This is a genomic window from Streptomyces flavofungini, from assembly GCF_030388665.1.
Lineage (GTDB): Bacteria > Actinomycetota > Actinomycetes > Streptomycetales > Streptomycetaceae > Streptomyces > Streptomyces flavofungini_A.
Window position 1 is genome coordinate 6,833,490 of the sequence record NZ_CP128846.1, and the last position, 21,486, is coordinate 6,854,975.

Annotated in this window: 17 protein-coding genes; 4 read left to right on the forward strand and 13 right to left on the reverse strand. The window is 72.7% G+C overall.

The features are described from left to right. Positions 1-210: 210 nt before the first annotated feature. The 6 genes from aceE to QUY26_RS29230 form a co-directional block, all read right to left on the reverse strand. Positions 211-2,913, reverse strand: coding sequence for a pyruvate dehydrogenase (acetyl-transferring), homodimeric type (gene aceE / locus QUY26_RS29205; protein WP_289951779.1), 2,703 nt, complete (start codon positions 2,911-2,913; stop codon positions 211-213). Positions 2,914-3,339: 426 nt separating this feature from the next. Beyond that, the gene (locus QUY26_RS29210) at positions 3,340-3,963 is read right to left on the reverse strand and encodes a GntR family transcriptional regulator (protein WP_289951781.1); all 624 of its coding nucleotides are present in this window, start codon (positions 3,961-3,963) and stop codon (positions 3,340-3,342) included. 118 nt (positions 3,964-4,081) lie between these two features. Further along, a complete protein-coding gene (sucB, locus tag QUY26_RS29215; protein WP_289951782.1) occupies positions 4,082-5,890 on the reverse strand; it encodes a 2-oxoglutarate dehydrogenase, E2 component, dihydrolipoamide succinyltransferase in 1,809 nt (602 codons plus the stop codon). Between the two features lie 60 nt (positions 5,891-5,950). After that, entirely contained in the window at positions 5,951-7,339 is a 1,389-nt protein-coding gene (lpdA, locus tag QUY26_RS29220; RefSeq protein ID WP_289951784.1) for a dihydrolipoyl dehydrogenase, read from the reverse strand. 337 nt (positions 7,340-7,676) lie between these two features. Then, a complete protein-coding gene (locus QUY26_RS29225; RefSeq protein ID WP_289951786.1) occupies positions 7,677-9,239 on the reverse strand; it encodes a leucyl aminopeptidase in 1,563 nt (520 codons plus the stop codon). Between the two features lie 102 nt (positions 9,240-9,341). Continuing rightward, entirely contained in the window at positions 9,342-10,136 is a 795-nt protein-coding gene (locus QUY26_RS29230) for an adenosylcobinamide-GDP ribazoletransferase (protein WP_289951787.1), read from the reverse strand. A gap of 115 nt (positions 10,137-10,251) precedes the next feature. On the opposite strand from QUY26_RS29230, the gene QUY26_RS29235 reads away from it, so the two are divergent. Next, complete coding sequence (locus QUY26_RS29235) at positions 10,252-11,004, forward strand: hypothetical protein (RefSeq protein WP_289951788.1); 753 nt, start codon at positions 10,252-10,254, stop codon at positions 11,002-11,004. On the opposite strand, the gene QUY26_RS29240 is transcribed toward QUY26_RS29235, so the two are convergent. From QUY26_RS29240 to cobT, 3 genes are all read right to left on the reverse strand, one after another. Further along, positions 10,956-11,654, reverse strand: a complete 699-nt coding sequence (locus QUY26_RS29240; RefSeq protein WP_289951790.1) for a hypothetical protein — start codon at positions 11,652-11,654, stop codon at positions 10,956-10,958. The genes QUY26_RS29235 and QUY26_RS29240 overlap by 49 nt on opposite strands. Then, complete coding sequence (locus QUY26_RS29245; RefSeq protein WP_289951793.1) at positions 11,651-13,447, reverse strand: phosphatidylglycerol lysyltransferase domain-containing protein; 1,797 nt, start codon at positions 13,445-13,447, stop codon at positions 11,651-11,653. Before QUY26_RS29245 ends, QUY26_RS29240 begins: the two co-directional genes overlap by 4 nt. Before the next feature lie 81 nt (positions 13,448-13,528). Then, positions 13,529-14,671 (reverse strand): nicotinate-nucleotide--dimethylbenzimidazole phosphoribosyltransferase, encoded by a 1,143-nt coding sequence (gene cobT / locus QUY26_RS29250; protein WP_289951794.1) that lies wholly within the window; start codon positions 14,669-14,671, stop codon positions 13,529-13,531. 288 nt (positions 14,672-14,959) lie between these two features. Between cobT and QUY26_RS29255 the strand changes: the two genes are divergently transcribed. Continuing rightward, positions 14,960-16,069 (forward strand): class I SAM-dependent methyltransferase, encoded by a 1,110-nt coding sequence (locus QUY26_RS29255; RefSeq protein WP_289951797.1) that lies wholly within the window; start codon positions 14,960-14,962, stop codon positions 16,067-16,069. An 89-nt stretch (positions 16,070-16,158) separates the two neighbouring features. Here the strand turns inward: QUY26_RS29255 and QUY26_RS29260 are convergent, their stop codons facing one another. Then, complete coding sequence (locus QUY26_RS29260; protein ID WP_289951798.1) at positions 16,159-17,358, reverse strand: bifunctional adenosylcobinamide kinase/adenosylcobinamide-phosphate guanylyltransferase; 1,200 nt, start codon at positions 17,356-17,358, stop codon at positions 16,159-16,161. Between the two features lie 113 nt (positions 17,359-17,471). Here QUY26_RS29260 and QUY26_RS29265 point away from each other — a divergent pair, with 113 nt between their 5' ends. Then, entirely contained in the window at positions 17,472-17,699 is a 228-nt protein-coding gene (locus tag QUY26_RS29265; RefSeq protein ID WP_289951800.1) for a hypothetical protein, read from the forward strand. A gap of 93 nt (positions 17,700-17,792) precedes the next feature. Here the strand turns inward: QUY26_RS29265 and QUY26_RS29270 are convergent, their stop codons facing one another. The 3 genes from QUY26_RS29270 to QUY26_RS29280 form a co-directional block, all read right to left on the reverse strand. Beyond that, positions 17,793-18,857, reverse strand: a complete 1,065-nt coding sequence (locus QUY26_RS29270) for a S1C family serine protease (protein WP_289951801.1) — start codon at positions 18,855-18,857, stop codon at positions 17,793-17,795. Between the two features lie 105 nt (positions 18,858-18,962). After that, positions 18,963-19,721: a class I SAM-dependent methyltransferase gene (locus tag QUY26_RS29275; protein ID WP_436840534.1), complete on the reverse strand. Its 759-nt coding sequence runs from the start codon at positions 19,719-19,721 to the stop codon at positions 18,963-18,965. Further along, on the reverse strand, positions 19,718-20,317 hold the full coding sequence (locus QUY26_RS29280; protein ID WP_354670719.1) for a DUF3043 domain-containing protein: 600 nt from the start codon (positions 20,315-20,317) through the stop codon (positions 19,718-19,720). The genes QUY26_RS29275 and QUY26_RS29280 overlap by 4 nt, the downstream gene beginning before the upstream one ends. Positions 20,318-20,649: 332 nt before the next feature. Here QUY26_RS29280 and QUY26_RS29285 point away from each other — a divergent pair, with 332 nt between their 5' ends. Beyond that, on the forward strand, positions 20,650-21,444 hold the full coding sequence (locus QUY26_RS29285) for a PspA/IM30 family protein (RefSeq protein ID WP_289951807.1): 795 nt from the start codon (positions 20,650-20,652) through the stop codon (positions 21,442-21,444). Positions 21,445-21,486: the final 42 nt, after the last annotated feature.

Genomic DNA, 21,486 nt, shown 5'->3' on the forward strand with positions numbered 1-21,486 from the left:
GCAGCCCAGGGGGCGACCGGGGTCCGACAGCAGCGGGCGGGCGGGCGAACCGCCGCGGAGCGGCGGGGAAACGGCTGCCGCGGCGCCCACGCAAGAACGGGGCCCCGTCACCCTGACGGAGCCCCACCCTGCGCAATCCTGCGTACCCGAGCCGGAGGCTTCCCCCCGGTTACAGGCCGTACTTGGCCCGAGTCACAGGCCGTATTCGGCTTACAGGCCGTACTTGGCCCGAGCCTCCTTCACCGCCGCCGCAGGCACCTCGCCGCGCGAGGCGAGGCGGGCGAGCGCGGCCACGACGATCGACTCCGCGTCGACACCGAAGTGGCGGCGGGCCGCGTCACGCGTGTCGGACAGGCCGAACCCGTCGGCGCCGAGCGAGGAGTAGTCCTGCTCGACCCACTGGGCGATCTGGTCCGGGACCTGGCGCATGTAGTCGGAGACCGCGAGGACGGGGCCCTCGGCACCCTGCAGCGCCTGGCGCACGTACGGCACCCGCTCCTCGCCGCGCAGCAGCGCCGCGTCCGCCTCCAGGGCGTCGCGCCGCAGCTCGGTCCAGGAGGTCGCGGACCACACGTCGGCGGCCACGCCCCACTCCTCGGCGAGCATCTTCTGGGCGGCGAGCACCCAGTGGATGGCCGTACCGGAGCCGAGGAGCTGGATCCGCGCGGCGTTGGCGGCGGGCGAGAGCCCGGCCGTCTCCGCAGTGTTGAAGCGGTACAGGCCCTTCACGATGCCCTCGTCGACACCCGCGGGCTTCGCGGGCTGCGGCATGGGCTCGTTGTAGACGGTCAGGTAGTAGAAGACGTCCTTGTCCTCGCCCGGGGCCCCCTCGCCGTACATCCGGCGCAGACCCTCCTTGACGATCGCGCCGATCTCGTAGGCGAACGCGGGGTCGTAGGACAGGGCGGCCGGGTTCGTCGCGGCGATCACCGGCGAGTGGCCGTCGGCGTGCTGCAGACCCTCACCGGTCAGCGTCGTGCGGCCGGCGGTGGCGCCGATGAGGAAGCCGCGGCCGAGCTGGTCGCCGAGCTGCCACATCTGGTCGGCGGTCCGCTGCCAGCCGAACATCGAGTAGAAGATGTAGAAGGGGATCATCGCCTCGCCGTGCGTCGCGTACGACGACGAAGCGGCGATGAAGTCCGCCATGGAACCGGCCTCGGTGATGCCCTCGTTGAGGATCTGGCCGTTCTTGGCTTCCTTGTAGTACATGAGCTGGTCGCGGTCGACCGGCTCGTACGTCTGGCCCTTCGGCGAGTAGATGCCGAGCGAGGGGAACAGCGACTCCATGCCGAAGGTGCGCGCCTCGTCCGGGACGATCGGCACCCAGCGCTTGCCGGTCTCCTTGTCGCGTACGAGGTCCTTGACGAGCCGTACGAGCGCCATGGTCGTCGCCACCGACTGCGAGCCCGAGCCCTTGTCGAAGGCCGCGAAGGCCTTGTCGGCGGGGGCGGGCAGCGGCGCGAGCGCGTGCGTGCGGCGGGCCGGGGCCGGGCCGCCGAGGGCCGCGCGGCGCTCCTGGAGGTAGCGGACCTCGGGGGAGTCCGCGCCGGGGTGGCCGTAGGGCACGACCCCGTCCACGAACTGGCTGTCGCTGATGGGGAGTTCGAGAAGGTCCCGCATGTTCTTGAACTCGTCAGTCGTGAGCTTCTTCATCTGGTGGTTCGCGTTCTTCGACGCGAAGCCCTCACCGAGGGTGAAGCCCTTGACGGTCTGCGCCAGGATGACGGTCGGCGCGCCCTTGTGGGACAGCGCGGCCTTGTACGCGGCGTAGACCTTGCGCGGCTCGTGGCCGCCGCGGGAGAGGTGGAAGCACTCCAGGATCTTGTCGTCGGACAGCAGCTTCGCCATCTCGACGAGCGCCGGGTCCGACCCGAAGAAGTCCTGGCGGATGTAGGCGGCGTCGCGGGTCTGGTACGTCTGGACCTGCGCGTCCGGCACCTCGCGGAGGCGGCGGACCAGCGCACCGGTGGTGTCGAGCGCGAACAGCTCGTCCCAGGCGTTGCCCCACAGCGACTTCACGACGTTCCAGCCGGCGCCGCGGAACTGGGCCTCGAGCTCCTGCACGATCTTGAAGTTGGCGCGCACCGGGCCGTCGAGGCGCTGCAGGTTGCAGTTGATGACGAAGGTGAGGTTGTCGAGCTCCTCACGCGCGGCCAGTGCGAGGGCCGCCGTCGACTCCGGCTCGTCCATCTCGCCGTCGCCCAGGAACGCCCACACGTGCGAGGACGAGACGTCCTTGATGCCGCGGTTGGTGAGGTACCGGTTGAAGCGGGCCTGGTAGATCGCGGAGAGCGGGCCGAGGCCCATCGACACGGTCGGGAACTCCCACAGCCAGGGCAGCCGCCGCGGGTGCGGGTAGGACGGCAGGCCGTCGCCGCCCGCCTCCTGGCGGAAGTTGTCGAGCTGCGTCTCGTTCAGGCGGCCGTCGAGGAAGGCGCGGGCGTAGATGCCGGGGGAGGCGTGGCCCTGGATGTAGAGCTGGTCGCCGGAGCCGGGAGAGCTCTGGGATTCCTTGCCGTGGAAGAAGTGGTTGAAGCCGGTCTCGTAGAGCCAGGCCGCCGAGGCGAAGGTGGCGATGTGGCCGCCGACGCCGTACTTGGAGCCCCGGGTGACCATCGCGGCCGCGTTCCAGCGGTTCCACGCGGTGATGCGGGCCTCCATCGCCTCGTCGCCGTCGATGGCGGGCTCGGCGGAGGTCGGGATGGTGTTGACGTAGTCCGTCTCAAGAAGCTTGGGCAGGGCCAGGCCCGCGCCCTCGGCGCGCTCCAGCGTGCGGCGCATCAGGTACGCGGCACGGTGCGGCCCGGCCGCCTTGGTCACGGCGTCCAGGGAGGCCTGCCATTCGGCGGTCTCCTCCGGGTCGCGGTCCGGGAGCTGGTCGAGCTCGCTCGGCTGGATGCGGGGGTCGGTCATGACGCCGCCTTCCTGAGTCGGACGGGGTGCCCGTGCCCGAGTCGGGCGGGGTCCCTAAACGGAAAGGGTCGGGGGTGCCCTTGGTCTTTGGCAGGACAGGGCGAGGACCCTGGTGAGGGCCCGTCGTCGACTGTAAGCCCGCGATCGATGATCGATCAAAGTCTTGAAGGGAAAACTTCCTCAGATCGACAAAAGTGGGCACAGGGTGCCGCTTCAGAGGGCACGGAGTGCCTTCAAATCGAAGGGTTTACGCAGGTGGGGCGACGTATGAGCAGTCGCACCGGAGAATGAGCGGGCCATGGTCACAGTGCCCGTCCGGCCCCTGCCCGACGCCCGTGCGGCACAGGTCCGAGACGCCCGTGAGACACGGGTCCGGCGTCCGTGAGGCACGTGTCCGGCGCCCGTGAGACACGCGTCCGGCGCCCGTCAGGCCCGGGGCGCGCAGCCGAGCACATGGGCCTTCACCAGCTCCGCGATCGCCGGGTCACGCCGACGGAAGGCCGAGACGAGAGCCTCGTGCTCCTCCGCGTACGACTGCTGGACCGTGCCGAGCCACCGGATGGACAGCGCCGTGAAGACCTCGATGCCGAGCCCCTCCCAGGTGTGCAGGAGCACGGAGTTGTGCGCGGCACGCACCAGCTCGCGGTGGAAGCCGACGGTGTGCCGCACCTGCCCGGTGCCGTCGGAGGCCCTGTCGGCCTCGTACAGCGCCGCGACATGGGGTTCGAGCGCCGAGCAGTCCTCGGCGAGCCGCTCGGCGGCCAGTTCGGCGGCGATGGCCTCAAGACCGGCCCGGACGGGGTAGCTCTCCTCCAGGTCGGCGGCGGTCAAGTTCCGTACCCGTACGCCCTTGTTGGGCGCGGACTCGATCAGGCGGAGCGACTCCAGCTCCCGCAGCGCCTCCCGCACGGGCGTCTGGCTGACCTCAAGCTCGACGGCGATCCGGCGCTCCACGATCCGCTCGCCCGGCTTCCAGCGCCCGCTCACGATGCCTTCCACGATGTGCTCGCGGATCTGTTCGCGCAGCGAGTGAACGACGGGCGCGGTCATGGGGGCTCCTAAATACAGGGCAACGACCTCTAGACAATACGGCCGCGCCCCCGCCCGGAAACCTCCGGACGGGGGCGTACTCGCTGATGAGACGAGTGTTACAGCCGTATGCGGGCGACTACAGGCCGAGCTCGACCTCGAACTCGCCGGCCTCCAGGATGGCCTTGACCGTCGTCAGGTAGCGGGCGGCGTCGGCGCCGTCCACCAGACGGTGGTCGTAGGAGAGCGTCACGTACGTCATGTCCCGCACCGCGATGGTCTCGCCGAGGTCGGGGTGGTTGATGACGACCGGGCGCTTGACGGTGGCGCCGATGCCCAGGATGCCGACCTGGTTCGGGGGCACGATGATCGTGTCGAACAGGGCGCCGCGCGAGCCGGTGTTGGAGATGGTGAAGGTCGCACCGGACAGCTCGTCCGGCGTGATCTTGCTCGCCCGGACCTTGTTGGCCAGGTCGGCGGTCGCCTTGGCGATGCCGGCCAGGTTCAGGTCACCGGCGCCCTTGATGACCGGCGTCATCAGACCCTTCTCGGAGTCCACGGCGATGCCGATGTTCTCCGAGTCGAAGTACGTGATGGTGCCCTCGTCCTCGTTGATGCGGGCGTTGACGACCGGGTGGGCCTTCAGCGCCTGCGCCGCCGCCTTGACGAAGAACGGCATCGGGGACAGCTTGACGCCCTCACGGGCGGCGAAGGAGTCCTTGGCCTTGGCACGGAGCTTCATCAGCTTCGTGATGTCGACCTCGACGACGCTGGAGAGCTGCGCCTGGCCGTGCAGCGCCTTCATCATGTTGTCGCCGATGACCTTGCGCATGCGGGTCATCTTGACCGTCTGGCCGCGCAGCGGGGACGCCTCGATGACCGGGGCCTTCGACGCGGACGCCGGAGCGGCGGCAGGGGCGGCGGCCGGAGCCGGAGCCGCGGCCTTCGCGGCCTCGGCGGCGGCGAGCACGTCCTGCTTGCGGATGCGGCCACCGACGCCGCTGCCCTTGACCGAGCCCAGGTCGACGCCGTTCTCCGAGGCGAGCTTGCGCACCAGCGGGGTGACGTACGCGCCGTCGTCGGCCGGGGTGACCGGGGCGGGGGCGGCGGGGGCGGCGGGCTGCGCCGGAGCGGCCGGGGCCGCGGGCTGCGCCGGCGCCGGGGCGGCAGCGGCGGGCTGCGCGGGGGCGGCCGGAGCAGCGGGGGCGGCCGGAGCAGCCGGCGCGGCGGGGGCCGCGGGAGCCGCGGGGGCGGCCGGAGCCGGAGGGGCGGCCGGAGCCTCGGCGGGAGCGGCCGGGGCGGCAGCCGGAGCGGCGGCGGGCGCCGCACCCGGCGCACCGATGACGGCGAGCTTGGCGCCGACCTCGGCGGTCTCGTCCTCACCGACGACGATCTCGAGCAGCACGCCCGCGACCGGCGACGGAATCTCGGTGTCGACCTTGTCCGTGGAGACCTCGAGGAGGGGCTCGTCGGCCGAGACCTCCTCGCCGACCTCCTTCAGCCAGCGGGTGACGGTGCCCTCGGTGACGGACTCGCCGAGCGCGGGCAGGGTGACCTCGGTGCCCTCGGCGGCACCGCCGGCCGGGGCGGCGGACGCCTCGGCGGGGGCGGCGGCCGGAGCGGCCGGGGCCTCGGCCGCGGGGGCCGGGGCGGGCTCGGCGGCGGGAGCGGGCTCGGCGGCGGGGGCCGGGGCCTCGGCAGGCGCGCCGGACCCGTCGTCGATGACGGCCAGCTCGGCGCCGACCTCGACGGTCTCGTCCTCGGCGACCTTGATGGAGGCGAGCACGCCGGCGGCGGGGGAGGGGATCTCGGTGTCGACCTTGTCGGTCGAGACCTCGAGCAGCGGCTCGTCGGCCTCGACGCGCTCGCCCTCGGCCTTCAGCCAGCGGGTGACAGTGCCTTCAGTGACGCTCTCACCGAGCGCCGGAAGGGTTACGGAAACCGACATGGTTTCTGTTGCTCCTTAACTACGTACGTATGTGGTCGTCGCGCCCGTGTGACTGAAGGCTCAGTCGTGGGAGTGCAGCGGCTTGCCGGCGAGGGCGAGATGGGCCTCGCCGAGCGCCTCGTTCTGCGTCGGGTGGGCGTGGATGAGCTGGGCCACCTCGGCGGGCAGCGCTTCCCAGTTGTAGACCAGCTGGGCCTCGCCCACCTGCTCACCCATGCGGTCGCCGACCATGTGGACGCCGACCACGGCACCGTCCTTGACCTGGACGAGCTTGATCTCGCCCGCGGTCTTGAGGATCTTGCTCTTGCCGTTGCCCGCGAGGTTGTACTTCAGAGCGACGACCTTGTCCGCGCCGTAGACCTCCTTGGCCTTGGCCTCGGTGATGCCCACGGAGGCGACCTCGGGGTGGCAGTACGTCACCCGGGGCACGCCGTCGTAGTCGATCGGGACGGTCTTGAGACCGGCCAGACGCTCCGCCACCAGGATGCCCTCGGCGAAGCCGACGTGCGCGAGCTGGAGCGTCGGGACCAGGTCGCCGACGGCCGAGATCGTCGGCACGTTCGTCTGCATGTACTCGTCGACCAGGACGTAGCCGCGGTCCATCGCGACGCCCTGCTCCTCGTACCCGAGGCCCTGCGAGACCGGGCCGCGGCCGATCGCGACGAGCAGCACCTCGGCCTCGAAGGTCTTGCCGTCGGCGAGGGTGACGCGCACGCCGCTCTCGGTGTACTCGGCCTTGTCGAAGAAGGTGCCGAGGTTGAACTTGATGCCGCGCTTGCGGAAGGCGCGCTCAAGAAGCTTGGAGCTGTTCTCGTCCTCGACCGGCACCAGGTGCTTGAGGCCCTCGATGACCGTGACGTCGGTGCCGAAGGACTTCCAGGCGGAGGCGAACTCGACGCCGATGACGCCGCCGCCGAGGATGATCGCCGACTCCGGGACGCGGTCGAGGACCAGCGCGTGGTCGGAGGAGATGATGCGGTTGCCGTCGATCTCCAGGCCGGGCAGGGACTTCGGCACGGAGCCGGTCGCCAGCAGGATGTGGCGGCCCTGGATGCGCTGGCCGTTCACGTCCACGGAGGTCGGGGACGACAGGCGGCCCTCGCCCTCGATGTAGGTGACCTTGCGGGAGGCGACCAGGCCCTGCAGGCCCTTGTACAGGCCGGCGATCACGTCGTCCTTGTACTTGTGGACGCCCTTGATGTCGATGCCCTCGAAGGTGGCCTTGACGCCGAACTGGGCGGCCTCGCGCGCCTGGTCGGCGATCTCGCCGGCGTGCAGCAGCGCCTTCGTGGGGATGCAGCCGTTGTGCAGGCAGGTGCCGCCGAGCTTGTTCTTCTCGATCAGTGCGACGTCGAGACCCAGCTGCGAGGCGCGCAGGGCCGCGGCGTAACCGCCACTTCCACCGCCGAGGATCACTAGGTCGAAAACGGTGCTGGCGTCGTTCGCCACGTCACGTCCTCCATGCATGTGCGCCGTGCGCCGGACCCCTGTCTAGCCGGGGACGACCGGTCGGTCGGCTGGTATACGGCCGCTCTTCTTCGGCCCTGTGGTGGGGGCCCTGTCCTGCCGAGAACCCATCTTCGCACTTGTCGGCGACAGGCGGGACGCCGGGCCGGGCGATGGGACGGCCGATCGCCCGTCGAGAGGGTCAGGACCACGTGTGGACACGCGGATTTCATTCACAGCGAAATCCGTACGTCCTTGCGTACGCGCATCGGACATCGTCCCGCGCGCACTCATGGGTATGGCCCCGGAGCCGAGGCTTCCGGGGCCGTACCCAGCGGAATCAGCCGAGGTCGCCCGCGGCGGTGCGCTCGGCGAGGCGCACCAGGGTGCGGACGGCGGAGCCGGTGCCGCCCTTCGGGGTGTAGCCGAAGGGAGCGGCCTCGTTGTAGGCGGGGCCCGCGATGTCCAGGTGGGCCCAGGTGATGCCCTCGCCGACGAACTCCCGCAGGAAGAGTCCGGCGACCAGGCCGCCGCCCATGCGCTCGCCCATGTTGGCGATGTCGGCGGTGGGGGAGTCCATGCCCTTGAGCAGGTGCTCCGGCAGCGGCATCGGCCAGGAGGGCTCGCCGACCTCCTCCGCGATCTCGTGCACCGAGGTCCGGAAGGCGTCGTCGTTGGCCATGATGCCGAAGGTGCGGCCGCCCAGGGCCATCATCATGGCGCCGGTCAGGGTCGCCACGTCGACGATCGCGTCGGGCTTGTCCTCGGAGGCCTTGGCGATGGCGTCGGCCAGGACCAGGCGGCCCTCGGCGTCGGTGTTGAGCACCTCGACGGTCTTGCCGCTGTACATCCGCAGGACGTCGCCGGGTCGGGTGGCGGAGCCGGACGGCATGTTCTCGGCGAGCGCGAGCCAGCCGGTGACGTTGACCTCCAGACCCAGGCGGGCGGCGGCGATCACGGCCGCGAACACGGCGGCGGCGCCGCTCATGTCGCACTTCATGGTCTCGTTGTGCCCGGCGGGCTTCAGCGAGATGCCGCCCGAGTCGTACGTGATGCCCTTGCCGATGAAGGCGAGGTGCTTCTTCGCCTTCGACGAGGTGTAGGAGAGCTTCACGAGGCGCGGCGGGGCGTCCGAGCCCACGCCGACGCCGAGGATGCCGCCGAAGCCGCCCTTGGCGAGCGCCTTCTCGTCCAGGACCTGGATCTTGACGCCGTGCTCCTTGGCGGCGGCGGTGGCGACCGCCGCGAAGGCCTCCGGGTTCAGGTCGTTCGGCGGGGTGTTGATCAGGTCACGGGCGCGGTTGAGCTCCTCGGTGACGGCGGTCGCGCGCTCCACGGCGGCCTTGTGGGCCTTGTCGCGCGGCTTGGCGCCGAGCAGGGCGACCTCGGCGAGCGGCGCCTTGGCGCCCTTGTTGTCGTCCGCCTTGCCCTTGCCCTTGCCCTTGGCGGCCTTGGTGTCCTTGCCGTTGCCCTTGTAGGCGTCGAAGGAGTAGGCGCCGAGCAGCGCGCCCTCCGCGACGGCGCCCGTGTCGGCCGCGTCGGCGATCGGCAGGGCGAAGCCCGCCTTCTTGGTGCCCGCGAGGGCACGGGCGGCGGCGCCGGCCGCGCGACGCAGGGCGTCGGCGTCGTACGCCGAGTCCTTCTCGGGGACCGCGCCGAGGCCGACTGCCAGGACGACCGGCGCCTTGAAGCCGGACGGCGCGGGCAGCTTCGTCACCTCGCCCTCGCCGCCGGAGGCGCCGAGGGTCTCCAGGACGGACGCGAGCTTGCCGTCGTACGCCTTGTCCACGGACTCGGCGCCAAGAGCCACGACCGGCCCCTTGGCGCCCTTCGCGACACCGACGACGATCGCGTCGGCACGCAGGCCGGACGCGGCGGCGGTGCTGAGAGTCAGAGCAGTCACGGTGCTGAAGTCCCTCTTTCATAGGAGGTTTCGATGAAGTCTTGCGGGCTTTTGGGTGGTAAGCCCGTCGCGAGCCTACGCCCGTAAGTGTTGCGGTGCGCCTCACTGTGCGTGTTGGCCGAGGGCGAGCACAAGGAGGACGGTGGTGACGGTGGTTTCGGCGAGTCCTCCGAAGACATCGCCGGTGACGCCGCCGAAGCGCCGCACACAGTGCCGCAGGAGCAGCCCGGCGGCGGCGCAGCCGACCACGACGGCGGCCGCGTTGTGCGCGATCGCGGGCGCCCCGCCCGGCACTCCCGCCACGCCCGCCGCAGCCGTGGTGGCGGCGAGGACGGCCACCGCCGCGGGCGTGGGGACGGTCTCGGCGACGGCGGCGCCCAGGCCCTCGGGGCGGGCCGCGGGGACGCCGGTGCGGGCGGCCAGGGTGAGGGCGAGGCGGGCCGCGGTGGCGGCGACGACGGTGGCGGTCGCGCCGTGCGCCCAGCTCTCGTCGTACAGCTCGGCGAGTGCCGCGACCTGGGCGAGCAGCGTCAGGACGAGGGTGATGACGCCGAACGGGCCGATGTCGGACCGCTTCATGACGCGCAGCGCGTCCTCGGCCGCCTTGCCGCTGCCGAGCCCGTCGGCGGTGTCGGCGAGGCCGTCCAGGTGCAGCCCCCGGGTGGCCGCCGCGGGCACGGCGACGGCGGCGACGGACGCGAGCAGCGGGCTCGCGCCGAGGGCCAGCAGGGCCGACCCCGCGGCGGCCGCGCCGAGCCCCACGACCAGGCCCGCGAGCGGGGCGCACAGCATGCCCGCGCGGGCGGCGTCCCGGTCCCACCTGCGGACGTGGACGGGGATCACGGTGAGCGTCCCGAAGGCGAACCGGAGGCCGTCGGCGGGGGTGGGTCTGGGCATTCGGCGAGGTTACCCGGGGCGCTCGCGCCCGGCAGGGGCGGGCGGGGGCGCCCCGCGACACCACCGGCAGCCGCTCCCGCCTGCGAAAGCGGCAGGCGAACCGGAAGATGGGCCCATGGACGACTGGTGGCACCGGAACATCGTGGAGCCGGGGAAGCTGCCGCTGTTGCTCGCCCTGGTCGCCTTCGTGGGCTCCTTCCTGGTCACCCGGACCATCACCCGCCTCATCCGCGCCGGGAAGGGACCGTTCCGGAACATCAGCACGGGCGACGTCCACATCCACCACGTCGTACCGGGCATCTTCCTGATGCTGGTGGGCGGCTTCTGGGCGGTCGCCGCCGGGCGGCACAGCTTCGGGTCGATGTGCGCCGCCGTCATCTTCGGCGTCGGCGCGGGCCTGGTCCTGGACGAGTTCGCGCTGATCCTGCACCTGGACGACGTGTACTGGAGCGAGCAGGGCCGCAAGAGCGTGGAGGTCGTGGTCCTCACGACGGCCCTGGTCGTCCTCATCCTGACCGGATTCAGCCCGCTCGGCGTGAACGAGCTCTCCGCCGACGAGCGCCACGACCGCGTCGCGTTCGCCCTGAACATCACCCTGAACTGCGGCTTCGCCGTGATCGCGCTGGCCAAGGGCAAGCTGCGTACGGCCCTGATCGGGATGGTGGTGCCGTTCGTCGCGCTGGTCGGCGCGGTCCGCCTGGCCCGGCCGGGATCGGCGTGGGCGCGGCGGTTCTACCGCAACCGGCCGCGCGCCCGGGCCCGCGCGGGCCTGCGCGCGTTCCGCCACGACCGCCGCTGGACCGGTCCGCGGCGCCGCTTTCAGGACCTCATCGGCGGCAAGCCGGACCCCGAGCCGCGCTCCCGCTGACGCACCCGCGCCACCACCTCGACGACCACGGTCGCCACCACGACCCCGGCGATCGCCGCCAGGTGCTCCTTGCCCGCGAGGTTGTTCTTGATGAGCACCTCGACGATCATCAGGACGATCACCAGGGCCCCCGTGGCGTACGCCCGGTAGCGCCAGCACACGTACACCGCGAGCCCCACGACCGCCGCCGAGGGGCCGGTGTCGACCACCTGCGCGTCGGACGCGGGAAGACCGATCCAGTGGTCGGGGCCCAGCTCGATGCCGAGGCGCGCGTACAGGGTGCCGCCGAGCGTGGCCGCGTACCCGATGAGGAGCGTGCGCCACCAGCCGAGGCAGCACTCCGCGATGCCGAAGACCAGCAGGATCTGCGCGAGCGCGCCCCACACCGGCAGGTCGAGGGCGGGCACGAAGAGTGAGAGCGGGGTGCGCAGCAGGGACAGCCACAGCGGGTCCTCGGCCCGGACGCAGCCGATGTTCTGGACGAACTGGTAGCCCCAGGACTGGTTCTGGACGTACTGGAACGCCGCCGTCAGACAGACGGCGGCCAGCGTCATGGGGATCGCGCGCAGGCGCCGGGCGACAAGTCTGCCCCGGACCGTGCTGTACAGCGGGCCCCACTCGGTGCGGGCCAGCCGGGACAGGGTGCTCATCGTCGGGACTCCAGATGTGTGCGGTGCAGCCATTTCGGCAGTCCCGGCGCCTCCAGAAAACCTTCGGCGCGAGCGGACGCGATGCCGATGCGCAGCAGGTCGCCGCTCTTCTCGAAGAGGAGGAAGCGGGGTTCCCAGATGGGCCGGTACTTGGCGTTGGCGCGATACAGCGACTCGATCTGCCACCACCGGGAGAAGAAGCTGAGCAGCGAGCGCCACAGCCGGAGCACCGGGCCCGCGCCTAGCCGTGAGCCACGCTCGAAGACCGACCTGAACATCGCGAAGTTCAGTGACACCTGCGTGATCTGGATCTCCGCCGCGCGCTGGAGCAGCTCGATGACCATGAACTCCATCAGGCCGTTCTCGGAGTCGCGGTCGCGCCGCATCAGGTCGAGCGAGAGGCCGTGCGGTCCCCACGGCACGAACGAGAGCACCGCCCGCAGCTCCCCCTCGCCGTCCCGGCACTCCAGCATCACGCACTCGCCGTCCGCCGGGTCGCCGAGCCGCCCGAGCGCCATGGAGAAGCCCCGCTCGGTGGCGCCGTCGCGCCAGTCGTCGGCGCGCTCCAGGAGGTGGGCCATCTCGTCGGCGGGGATGTCGTGGTGGCGGCGGATGCGGACCTCGTAACCGGCGCGCTTGACGCGGTTGTAGGCCTGCCGGACGGTGCGCATGGCCCGGCCCTCCAGCGTGAACTCCTGGATCTCCACGATCGCCTCGTCACCCAGCTCGAGGGCGTCCAGGCCGTGCCGGGCGTAGATGGTGCCCGCCTCCTCGCTCGCGCCCATCACGGCCGGGGTCCAGCCGTGCGCGCGGGCCTCGGCGAGCCAGGGCTCGATCGCCCCCGGCCAGGCCTCGGGGTCGCCGATGGGGTCGCCGGAGGCCAGGGAGACCCCGCTCACCACCCGGTACGCGACCGCGGCCTTGCCCGTCGGCGACCACACCACGCTCTTCTCGCGGCGCAGCGCGAAGTAGCCGAGCGAGTCGCGCTCGCCGTGCCGGTCGAGCAGGGCCCGCAATCGCTCCTCGTCGTCCTCCGAGAGCGGGTCGACGGCCCGGCGGGAGCGGAACGCGGCGTACAGGACGGCGCACAGGAGGACCGTGCTCAGGACGTTGATGGTGACGTTGACCCAGCCCGGCGTGGAGATCCCGGCGAACCGGGCGTCGTCGGCGGCCAGCGACACCAGGCGCATCGTGCCGTAGCGCCAGCGGTCGAGGAACGTCGAGCGGTAGTCGTCGTGGGCGTGGTTGGTGACGGTCACGAGGAACGCGGCGAACAGGGACGTCACCAGGAGCCCGCCGACGGCGACCACCGCCGCGAGCTTGGGGTTCGAGCGGTCGCCGACGGCGTAGAACTCGCGGCGGCCGACGAGGAGGGCGGCGACGAACAGCGCGGTGAGGCCGAGCGAGATCCAGTTCTGCGCGTACTGCCTGATCTCCGGGAAGCACATCGCGAAGGCGAACAGGAGCAGGAAGAGGCCGCTCAGAACGAGGTTGAGGATCCATGCGGCCCGTTTCCTGCGCCGCATGGTGATCGCCAGGAACATCGTGAAGACGCCGGAGGCGAAGCCCGCGGTGAGCAGGTACGGGGTGAAGTAGTTCTCGGTGTTGTGGCGCCGCAGGTCCTGGCCGAGGGAGACCCACACGGCGCTGAGGAAGTTCACGAACGTGACGGCCCGCAGATACCAGACGGCCACGGCGGCCCCGCGCCGCGAGGTCACCGTGGACGTCCGGAGCCGCTGTTCGCCCGCCCGCTGTTCGCCCGCCCGTTCTTCCCCTGCCCGTTCTTCTCCCATGAAACGGGATCTTATGGGGCGTTGTGGTGTGATATGCGGTCAGCGCGACGGGCTGCCACGGCAGTCGGGGCCGCGCCGGGGCTAGTCGGTGGGCCCGCCCTCCGCCTTGTCGGCCTCGGCGGCGGCGTTGTCGGCCTCGCCCGCCGCCTTGTCGGCCTCGGCGGATTCTCCGGACTCGGCGGCTGCCATGGGCAGTTCGGCCGACAGGGCCGCCGCGGCCCGCACCACCGGCACCGCGAGGAGGGCGCCCACGCCCTCGCCGACCTTCACGCCGTGCGCGAGCAGGGGTTCGAGCGCCATCCGGTCCAGGGCCTTGGCCTGCGCAGGCTCCCCGCTGTCGTGCGCGGCGAGCCACCAGTCCGGCGCCCGGAACGCCACCCGCTGGGCCACCAGCGCCGCGGCCGCCGACACGACCCCGTCCAGGATCACCGGCGTGCGCCGCACCGCGCACTGCAACAGGAACCCCGTCATCGCCGCGACATCGGCACCGCCCACCGTCGCGAGCAGTTCCAGCTGGTCGCCGAGGACCGGCCGGGCCCGCCGCAGCGCGTCCCGCACCGCCGCGCACTTGCGCATCCACGCGAGGTCGTCGATCGGCGCCCCGCCCCGCCCGGTGACGACGGAGGCGTCCGTGCCGCAGAGCGCGGCGATCAGCGTGGCCGCGGGCGTCGTGCCGCCGACGCTGATGTCGCCGAGCACGACCAGGTCCGTGCCGGAGTCGGCCTCCTCGTCGGCCAGCGCGACGCCCGCGGCGACGGCACGCTCGGCCTCCTTCTGCGTCAGCGCGTCCTCGATGTCGACGCGTCCGGAGCCGCGTCGCACCCGGTGCCCCGCGACCTCGGCGGGCAACGACCCGGGATCGCAGTCCAGGGCCATGTCGACGACCCGCACGGGTACGTCGAGCTGCCGCGCGAGCACGGCCGCCGGGCTCGCTCCGCTCAGCACGGCGCGCACGAGATCGGCCGCGCCGCCCGCCGCCCGCGCGGAGACGCCGAGCTCGGCCACTCCGTGATCGCCCGCGAAGAGCACCGCACGAGGCCGCTCGATCGGCTTGACCGGCACCGCGCCCTGCGCCGCCGACAGCCATTCCGCGAGGTCGTCGAGGCGGCCCAGCGCGCCGGGCGGCACGGCCTGGCGCTCCCTGCGCTCTTCGGCGTCCCGGCGCACCCCGCCGTCGGGCCGCTCGATCAGGTCGGTGAAGTCGTCGAGAATCAGCGAGCTCATTCGGCGAACAGTACCGGCGGACCGTGCCGCGCGCGTGAACGGGCCCGGAGGCCCGGGCCACGGGCGAGGCCGACGTGACGCTCCGTCAGCCCGCCCCCGCGGTGCCCACCCCGTGCCCGGTTACGCCATGCGACGCAGGCGCGCCCCAGCGTCGTTGAATCCCCGCAACCTGTCCCTTACGTTCCGAATGTCCCGCATGTATCGCATGGTCGTACCGCCGGCCGTCCCTCCGGCGCGCTGTCGCCCCGCGCGAGCGTCCCGCGGGCCGGAAGCGTCCGGGAGTACGTCATGGACCTCGCCCAGCAGCCCACCGAACCCCGCTCCGCCTGCCTCGCCCGCATCGCCGACGGCACCGCCCGGTTCCACGAACCCCGGCGCGAGGACTGCCCCTGGTGCGGCTCGACCCGTCTGCGCGTGCGGCTGCGCACCGCCGACCTGATCCAGCGCAAGCCGGGCGGCTTCACCCTGGAGCGGTGCGACGACTGCGCCCACACCTTCCAGAACCCCCGCCTCACCGCCGACGGCCTCGACTTCTACCGCCTCGGCTCGGTCCGCCACGACCTCGGCCACCGGGACCACTGGCGCCAGGACCTGTGCCACGGGCTCACCGGCGGCGCCCCGGCGCTCCTGGCCCGGGCCGGGGCCGGCCGCGCCCGGCGGCTCGCCGGGGTCCGCGCGCTGAGCCGCATCGACGAGCCCGAGAGCTGGCTCGACGTGGGCACCGGCCGCGGCCGCTTCCCTGAGGCCGCCAGGGACGTGCTGCCGTACACGGCCTTCGACGGACTCGACACCGACCCGGGCCTCGCCGAGGGCGTGCGGCGCGGACGCATCGAGGAGGCCCACCGCGGCCGCCTCACCGACCTGGCCGAGCGCATCGCAGGGCGCTACGACGTGCTCAGCATGATCCACTACCTGCAACGCCGCCCCGACCCGCGCGCGGAACTCGCGGCGGCCCGCACCGTGCTGCGCCCCGGCGGCCACCTGCTGATCGAGGCCCCGGACCCCGAGTGCCGCTCGGCCCGGCTGCTCGGCAAGTGGTGGGCGTCCTACCGCCAGCCGCGCCACCCGCACTTCGTGCCGCTCACCAACCTCTGCCGGGAACTGGACGAGCTCGGCTTCACCGTCGTCGACGTCGACCGCCGCACCCCGCACGTCCCGTCCGACCTGACCACGGCCTGCGCGCTCGTCCTCAACCGGCTCCTGCCCGAGGCAGACCGCCCCTGGCGCACCCGCGCGCCGAGCGCCCTGCACCAGCGCCTGCGCCGCACGGCCTGGCACGCGGCCACCCCCCTGCTCGCCCTCGCGTACGCGGCGGACCTGCTGCTCGCGCCCCTGCTGACGCGCACGGGAGGCGGGAACACATACCGGGTGATCGCGCGCCGGCAGGCGGACGGGTGAGGCGGGAGGGCGCCGCCCCGTAAGCCCGCCCGCACCGCACCGGGCACCCCCGCCCCGTTCAGCCCCGCCCCGGGCTCATCCCGCCCCGGTCACCCCCGCAGCGTCAGCGACTGCCCCGCCACCACCAGCAGCACATGCTCGCACTCGGTGGCGAACGCGGCGTTGAGGCGGCCGAGTTCGTCGCGGTAGCGGCGGCCGGAGGCGGTCGCGGGGACGATGCCCGAGCCGACCTCGTTGGACACCGCGACGACGACCCGGCGCGTGCCGCGCACCGCGTCCGTGAGCTCCGTGACCCGCTTGCGCAGCGACCGTTCCCCGCCGCCCGCCCACTCGGCGTCGTCCCAGGCGTTCACCTCGTCCATGGCGTGCGTCAGCCACAGCGAGAGACAGTCGACGAGCAGCGGCGGCCCCGGCTCCATGAGCAGCGGTACGAGATCGCAGGTCTCCGTGGTCCGCCAGGAACCGGGACGCCGCTCGCGGTGCGCCCGCACCCGCTCCGCCCACTCGCCGTCCCCGCCCCGGGTACCGCCCGTGGCCACGTACAGCACGTCCGGGAAGGCCTCCAGGCGCCGCTCCGCCTCGACCGACTTGCCCGAGCGGGCCCCACCCAGGATCAGGGTGCGGCGCGGCAGGTCGGGCACGTCCTCGTAGGCGCCGACGGTCAGCGTCGTGCCGTCGGGCACGGCCCGCGCCCCGGCCGCCGCGAGCCGCCGCGTCAGCTCCGCACCGGCGGGCGCCCCGTGCCCGATGTGCACGGCCACGACGTCCGTCGTCGGGGTCACGCCCCCGGCCGCGCGCAGCCGGGCCAGGCCGTCGGGGCGGCCGACGACGTCCGCGACGACCATCTCGTACGCGACCTGCTCCGCGGGGAAGCCGGCGGGCGCCGCGCCCGGCGGCAGGTACAGGAGCCGGTCGCCGTCGGGCCCGGTCACCTCGTAGCCGGTGCCGGGCGCGTCCGTCGCCACCGCGCGCACCCGGTGCCCGGTCAGGAGCGCGAGCTCACGGCCGTCCGGCACCCGCCCCGGCTGCGGAAGCCCGGCGGGCACCTCCACGGCGGGCCCGTCGTGCGGGTGCGAGAGCAGCACCTGGCGCACCCCGCCGAGGGAGTGTCCGGCGCGGGCGGCGGCGAAGGCGGCGCCGGGCGTGAGGTCGAGCAGCAGGACGCCGTCGACGAGCAGCGCCGTGGCGGCCCGCGCCGCGTCGCCGAGCGCGGTCGCGCACACGGCGCAGGGGCAGCCGGGGTACGGCAGCCCTTCGGGGGCTCCGGTGCCGAGCAGAGTCAGTTCCACAGGAAGATCCTCCCGCGTCGCCCCCGGCGCCGCGCGCCCGGCTAGGCTTCAAGCGGCTCCGGCTCCCGCTCCGGGCGGCTGCCGGGACACCCACTGGACCTCGGGAGGCTGACATGGCGGCATGGACGTGGCGGTTCGAGAAGGCGGACGGGACGGAGGTCCAGCCTGCCGTGCAGCCCGAGGAGTTCACCACCCAGGGAGACGCGGAGACCTGGCTCGGCGAGCACTGGAAGGACCTGAGCGAGGGCGGCGCGGACCAGGTCACCCTCTTCGAGGACACCACGGAGATCTACGGCCCGATGAGCCTGCACGCCCAGGACGCGGGCAGCGCCCAGGGCTGACGGACTTCGGCGGGGGCGGCGCGCTCGCGTCGCCCCCGCCCGCCGTCCGGGCCCCGTCCGGCGGAGCGAGCGCCCGCCGAGGACGCCGTACGGCTACATCTCGCCGAGCGTGACCTCGGCCGTCCGCTCGTCCCCGTCCCGTACGTACGTCACCCGCTCCTTGGCGCCCGGCTCCACCGCCGCGAGCGTCTCGGAGAGCGAGGTGACGGTGGTGATGGGGGTGCCGCCGAGGTCGGTGATGATGTCACCGGGCTCGAGGCCCGCCTCGGCCGCGGCGCCGCCGTCCTGCACCTCGACGAGCGCGACGCCCGCGGGGCGGTAGTCGTCGCCGAGCACGGTGCGGGCGGTGACGCCGAGCGCGGCCCGGCCCGAGTCGGTGACCCGGCCGCTCTTCACGATCTGCCCGGCCACCGTCTTGACCATGGACGAGGGGATCGCGAAGCCGATGCCGGGAGCCGCGCCGTCGCCCATGTCCGGGTCGGTCGCGGCGAGCGTCGGGATGCCGATGACCGAGCCGTCGAGGTCGACGAGGGCGCCACCGCTGTTGCCCGGGTTGATCGCGGCCGACGTCTGCACCATGTTGGCGATCGTCGCGCCGGTGCCGCCGTCCTGGCGGCCCTCGCTGACCGTACGTCCGGTCGCCGAGACGATGCCCTGGGTGACGCTCGACGACAGGCCGAGCGGCGAGCCCATGGCGAGCACGATCGTGCCGACGTCGACCTTCGTGGAGTCGCCGAACTTCGCGGCCTTCAGCCCGCTCGGCACCTTGTCCAGCTTGATCACGGCGAGGTCCTGCTCCGGGTACGCCGACACCAGCTTCGCCTCGAGCGGCTGCTCGCCGGTGGCCGTGGTCACCCGGAACGCCTTCTCCTCGCCCACGACATGGGCGTTGGTGACGATGTGCCCCTTGTCGTCGTAGACCACCCCGGAGCCGAGGCTGTCGGACGCGTCGATCTGCACGACCGACGGCAGCACGTCCTTGATCACCTTCTGGTAGTCGTCCTGAAGGTCGCTCGCGGCGGCGGGCGCCGCCTGTGTGGTCGACCGGTCCACCTCGTCCGCCCGGTCGCCGTCCCCGCCGCCGGAACACCCGGCGACGAGGACGACCAGGACGGCGGTGGCGGGAAGCAGCGGGACGCGGGTGCGCGGCAGTCTCATGGTCCGAGTCTCGGCCGGGCCCGGCGCCCCGTCCTGCGGGGAGCGTCCGAACAGGGGGCCGCCGGTCCGGCGGCCCCCAGGGGCTCCGTACCTCGGTACGAGGCGTCAGTCCCGCCCGCCGCACAGGTGCAGCATCGCCGCCACCCGCCGGTAGGGATCCGTGCGCCCGGCGCGGGTCTCGGCGGTGAGCAGTGCCTCAAGGCCGGGGCCGGCGGCCGGTATGTCGGTGGCCTCGGAGAACACCCCGACCCCGTACCAGGCGACCAGCGGTGCCGCGATGCCCGCGAGGGACTGCCCGACGGCGTCGAGGCGGTGCGCGCGGACCTCGGCGCCGCTCTCGTCGCGGTAGGTGTCGGAGCCGAAGGCCGCGAGCGCGCCGGACCAGTCGGCCCGCAGCCCGGGGCGCATGGCGAGGGCGTCGGCGTTGCGCACCACCAGGGACAGCAGTCCGCCGGGCGCGAGCACCCGGCCGAGCCCGGCGAGGAGCGCGTCGGGCTCGTCGACGTGCATCAGGCCACCGTGGCACAGCACGACGTCGAAGCTCCCCGGCAGGAAGTGCACGCCGGTGTCCCGCGCGTCGCCCTCGACGACCCGCATCCGCGACCGGATGCCCTCGGGCTCCGCGGCCACCTCCGCGCGCACGGCGGCCAGGGCGTCCGCGTCCTGCTCGACGCCCGTCACCTCGTGCCCGCCGCGGGCCAGACGCAGCGCCTGCGCCCCGCGCCCCATGCCGACGTCGAGGACGCGAAGGCGCTTGCCCAGCGGGAACCGCGCCACTATCCGCTCGTCCAGCTGGCGGCCGACCAGCTCGTTCCTGACGGCCGTGCCCGCGCGGTCGGGGCTCGCGCCCCGGTCCTCGCTCAGGACCGGCCCCCGCGCTTGCCCTGCGGCTTCGGCAGCCGCAGCCGGCGCATCTGGAGGCTGCGCATCAGGGCGTACGCGACGGCGCCCTTCTTGTTCTCGTCCGGGAAGCGCTCGTTCAGGCGCTTCTTGAGCCGGATCGCCGTGGCGACGGAGTCGACCACGATCAGGACGATCACGAAGAGCCACAGGAGCAGCGCGATGTTCTGCAGCTGCGGGACGCGGACCATGCTCAGGACGAGGATGATCACGGCCATCGGCAGGAAGAACTCGGCGACGCAGAACCGCGAGTCCACGAACTCACGTGCGTACTTGCGCACCGGACCCTTGTCACGCGCGGGCAGATACCGCTCGTCGCCGCTGGCCAGCGCCTCGCGCTGCTTGGCCATCGCGGCGCGGCGCTCGTCGCGCTGGCGCTTGGCTGCCTCCTTGCGCGTCGTCGGCGTGTTCATCACGCTGCGGCGCTGGGACTGGGCCAGGGCACGCTTGGGGGTGGGGCGGCCCTTGGGGGCCTGCGGGTCTCGGGGCGCGGACGGAGAGTCGGTCACCGGGGCCTTGGCTGCCGGGGCCTTCTCGTCCTTGGATCGGCTACGGAACACAAAGCCCAAGGGTACGGGGTAGTCAAGGGGCGCGGGGCCGAAGGCCCCTCTTTGCCAGGGTGGTGGTGGGAGACCGGCGGGCATGGACCGCCGTTGCGTGGGGAACGATCCCGCAACACCGGACGTCTTGATTATGTGGCTAAGGGGCCTTGCGGGGCGGTTTCCCCAGGGGCGCACCTACTCCTTGCGCCGGAGAGTCGGGCAGTGCAGTCGTCCTTGGGGATGAGCGCATCCGCTCGCGAACAGTGCGGTAATGGATACAGACCCCGTACCGTGGGTTCTGTTGCAGTAGCTGGAGCTGGAAGTCCGTCAGAAGGGGGCGCGCGAAGCCCATGAGCGGTGTCATGAAGCGTATGGGGATGATCTTCCGCGCGAAGGCGAACAAGGCCCTTGACCGGGCCGAGGACCCGCGCGAAACCCTCGATTACTCGTACCAGAAGCAGCTGGAGCTGTTGCAGAAGGTGCGCCGCGGCGTCGCCGACGTGGCGACCTCCCGCAAGCGCCTCGAGCTGCAGCTGAATCAGCTCCAGAAGCAGTCCTCCACCCTGGAGGACCAGGGCCGCAAGGCCCTCGCGCTCGGCCGTGAGGACCTGGCCCGCGAGGCCCTGTCCCGCCGCGCCGCCCTCCAGCAGCAGGTCAGCGACCTGGAGGTACAGCACCAGACGCTCCAGGGCGAGGAGGAGAAGCTCACTCTCGCGGCCCAGCGCCTGCAGGCCAAGGTGGACGCCTTCCGCACGAAGAAGGAGACCATCAAGGCGACGTACACCGCCGCCGAGGCCCAGACCCGCATCGGCGAGGCCTTCTCCGGCATCTCCGAGGAGATGGGCGATGTCGGCATGGCGATCCAGCGCGCCGAGGACAAGACCGCGACGCTCCAGGCGCGAGCCGGCGCGATCGACGAACTTCTCGCCTCCGGCGCCCTCGACGACTCCTCCGGCCTGGCCAAGGACGACATCCAGTCCGAGCTCGACCGGCTCTCCGGTGGTACGGATGTAGAGCTGGAGCTGCAGCGCATGAAGGCCGAGCTGGCCGGCGGCTCCAGCACGTCGCAGCAGGCCATCGAGGGCGGTCAGGGTCAGAGCCAGCAGCTGCAGCCGCGGGACACCCCGCGCTTCGACAAGCAGTGACGCTCGGGCCGTTTCCGAACCGCGCACGTCCGAGGAGGGCGT

Bases quoted from the DNA above. Each gene is read 5' to 3' on its own strand.
- aceE (WP_289951779.1), bottom strand. From the start codon at position 2,913: ATGACCGACCCCCGCATCCAGCCGAGCGAGCTCGACCAGCTCCCGGAC.
- QUY26_RS29210 (WP_289951781.1), bottom strand. From the start codon at position 3,963: ATGACCGCGCCCGTCGTTCACTCGCTGCGCGAACAGATCCGCGAGCAC.
- sucB (WP_289951782.1), bottom strand. From the start codon at position 5,890: ATGTCGGTTTCCGTAACCCTTCCGGCGCTCGGTGAGAGCGTCACTGAA.
- QUY26_RS29230 (WP_289951787.1), bottom strand. From the start codon at position 10,136: ATGCCCAGACCCACCCCCGCCGACGGCCTCCGGTTCGCCTTCGGGACG.
- QUY26_RS29235 (WP_289951788.1), top strand. From the start codon at position 10,252: ATGGACGACTGGTGGCACCGGAACATCGTGGAGCCGGGGAAGCTGCCG.
- QUY26_RS29240 (WP_289951790.1), bottom strand. From the start codon at position 11,654: ATGAGCACCCTGTCCCGGCTGGCCCGCACCGAGTGGGGCCCGCTGTAC.
- QUY26_RS29245 (WP_289951793.1), bottom strand. From the start codon at position 13,447: ATGGGAGAAGAACGGGCAGGGGAAGAACGGGCGGGCGAACAGCGGGCG.
- cobT (WP_289951794.1), bottom strand. From the start codon at position 14,671: ATGAGCTCGCTGATTCTCGACGACTTCACCGACCTGATCGAGCGGCCC.
- QUY26_RS29255 (WP_289951797.1), top strand. From the start codon at position 14,960: ATGGACCTCGCCCAGCAGCCCACCGAACCCCGCTCCGCCTGCCTCGCC.
- QUY26_RS29265 (WP_289951800.1), top strand. From the start codon at position 17,472: ATGGCGGCATGGACGTGGCGGTTCGAGAAGGCGGACGGGACGGAGGTC.
- QUY26_RS29270 (WP_289951801.1), bottom strand. From the start codon at position 18,857: ATGAGACTGCCGCGCACCCGCGTCCCGCTGCTTCCCGCCACCGCCGTC.
- QUY26_RS29285 (WP_289951807.1), top strand. From the start codon at position 20,650: ATGAGCGGTGTCATGAAGCGTATGGGGATGATCTTCCGCGCGAAGGCG.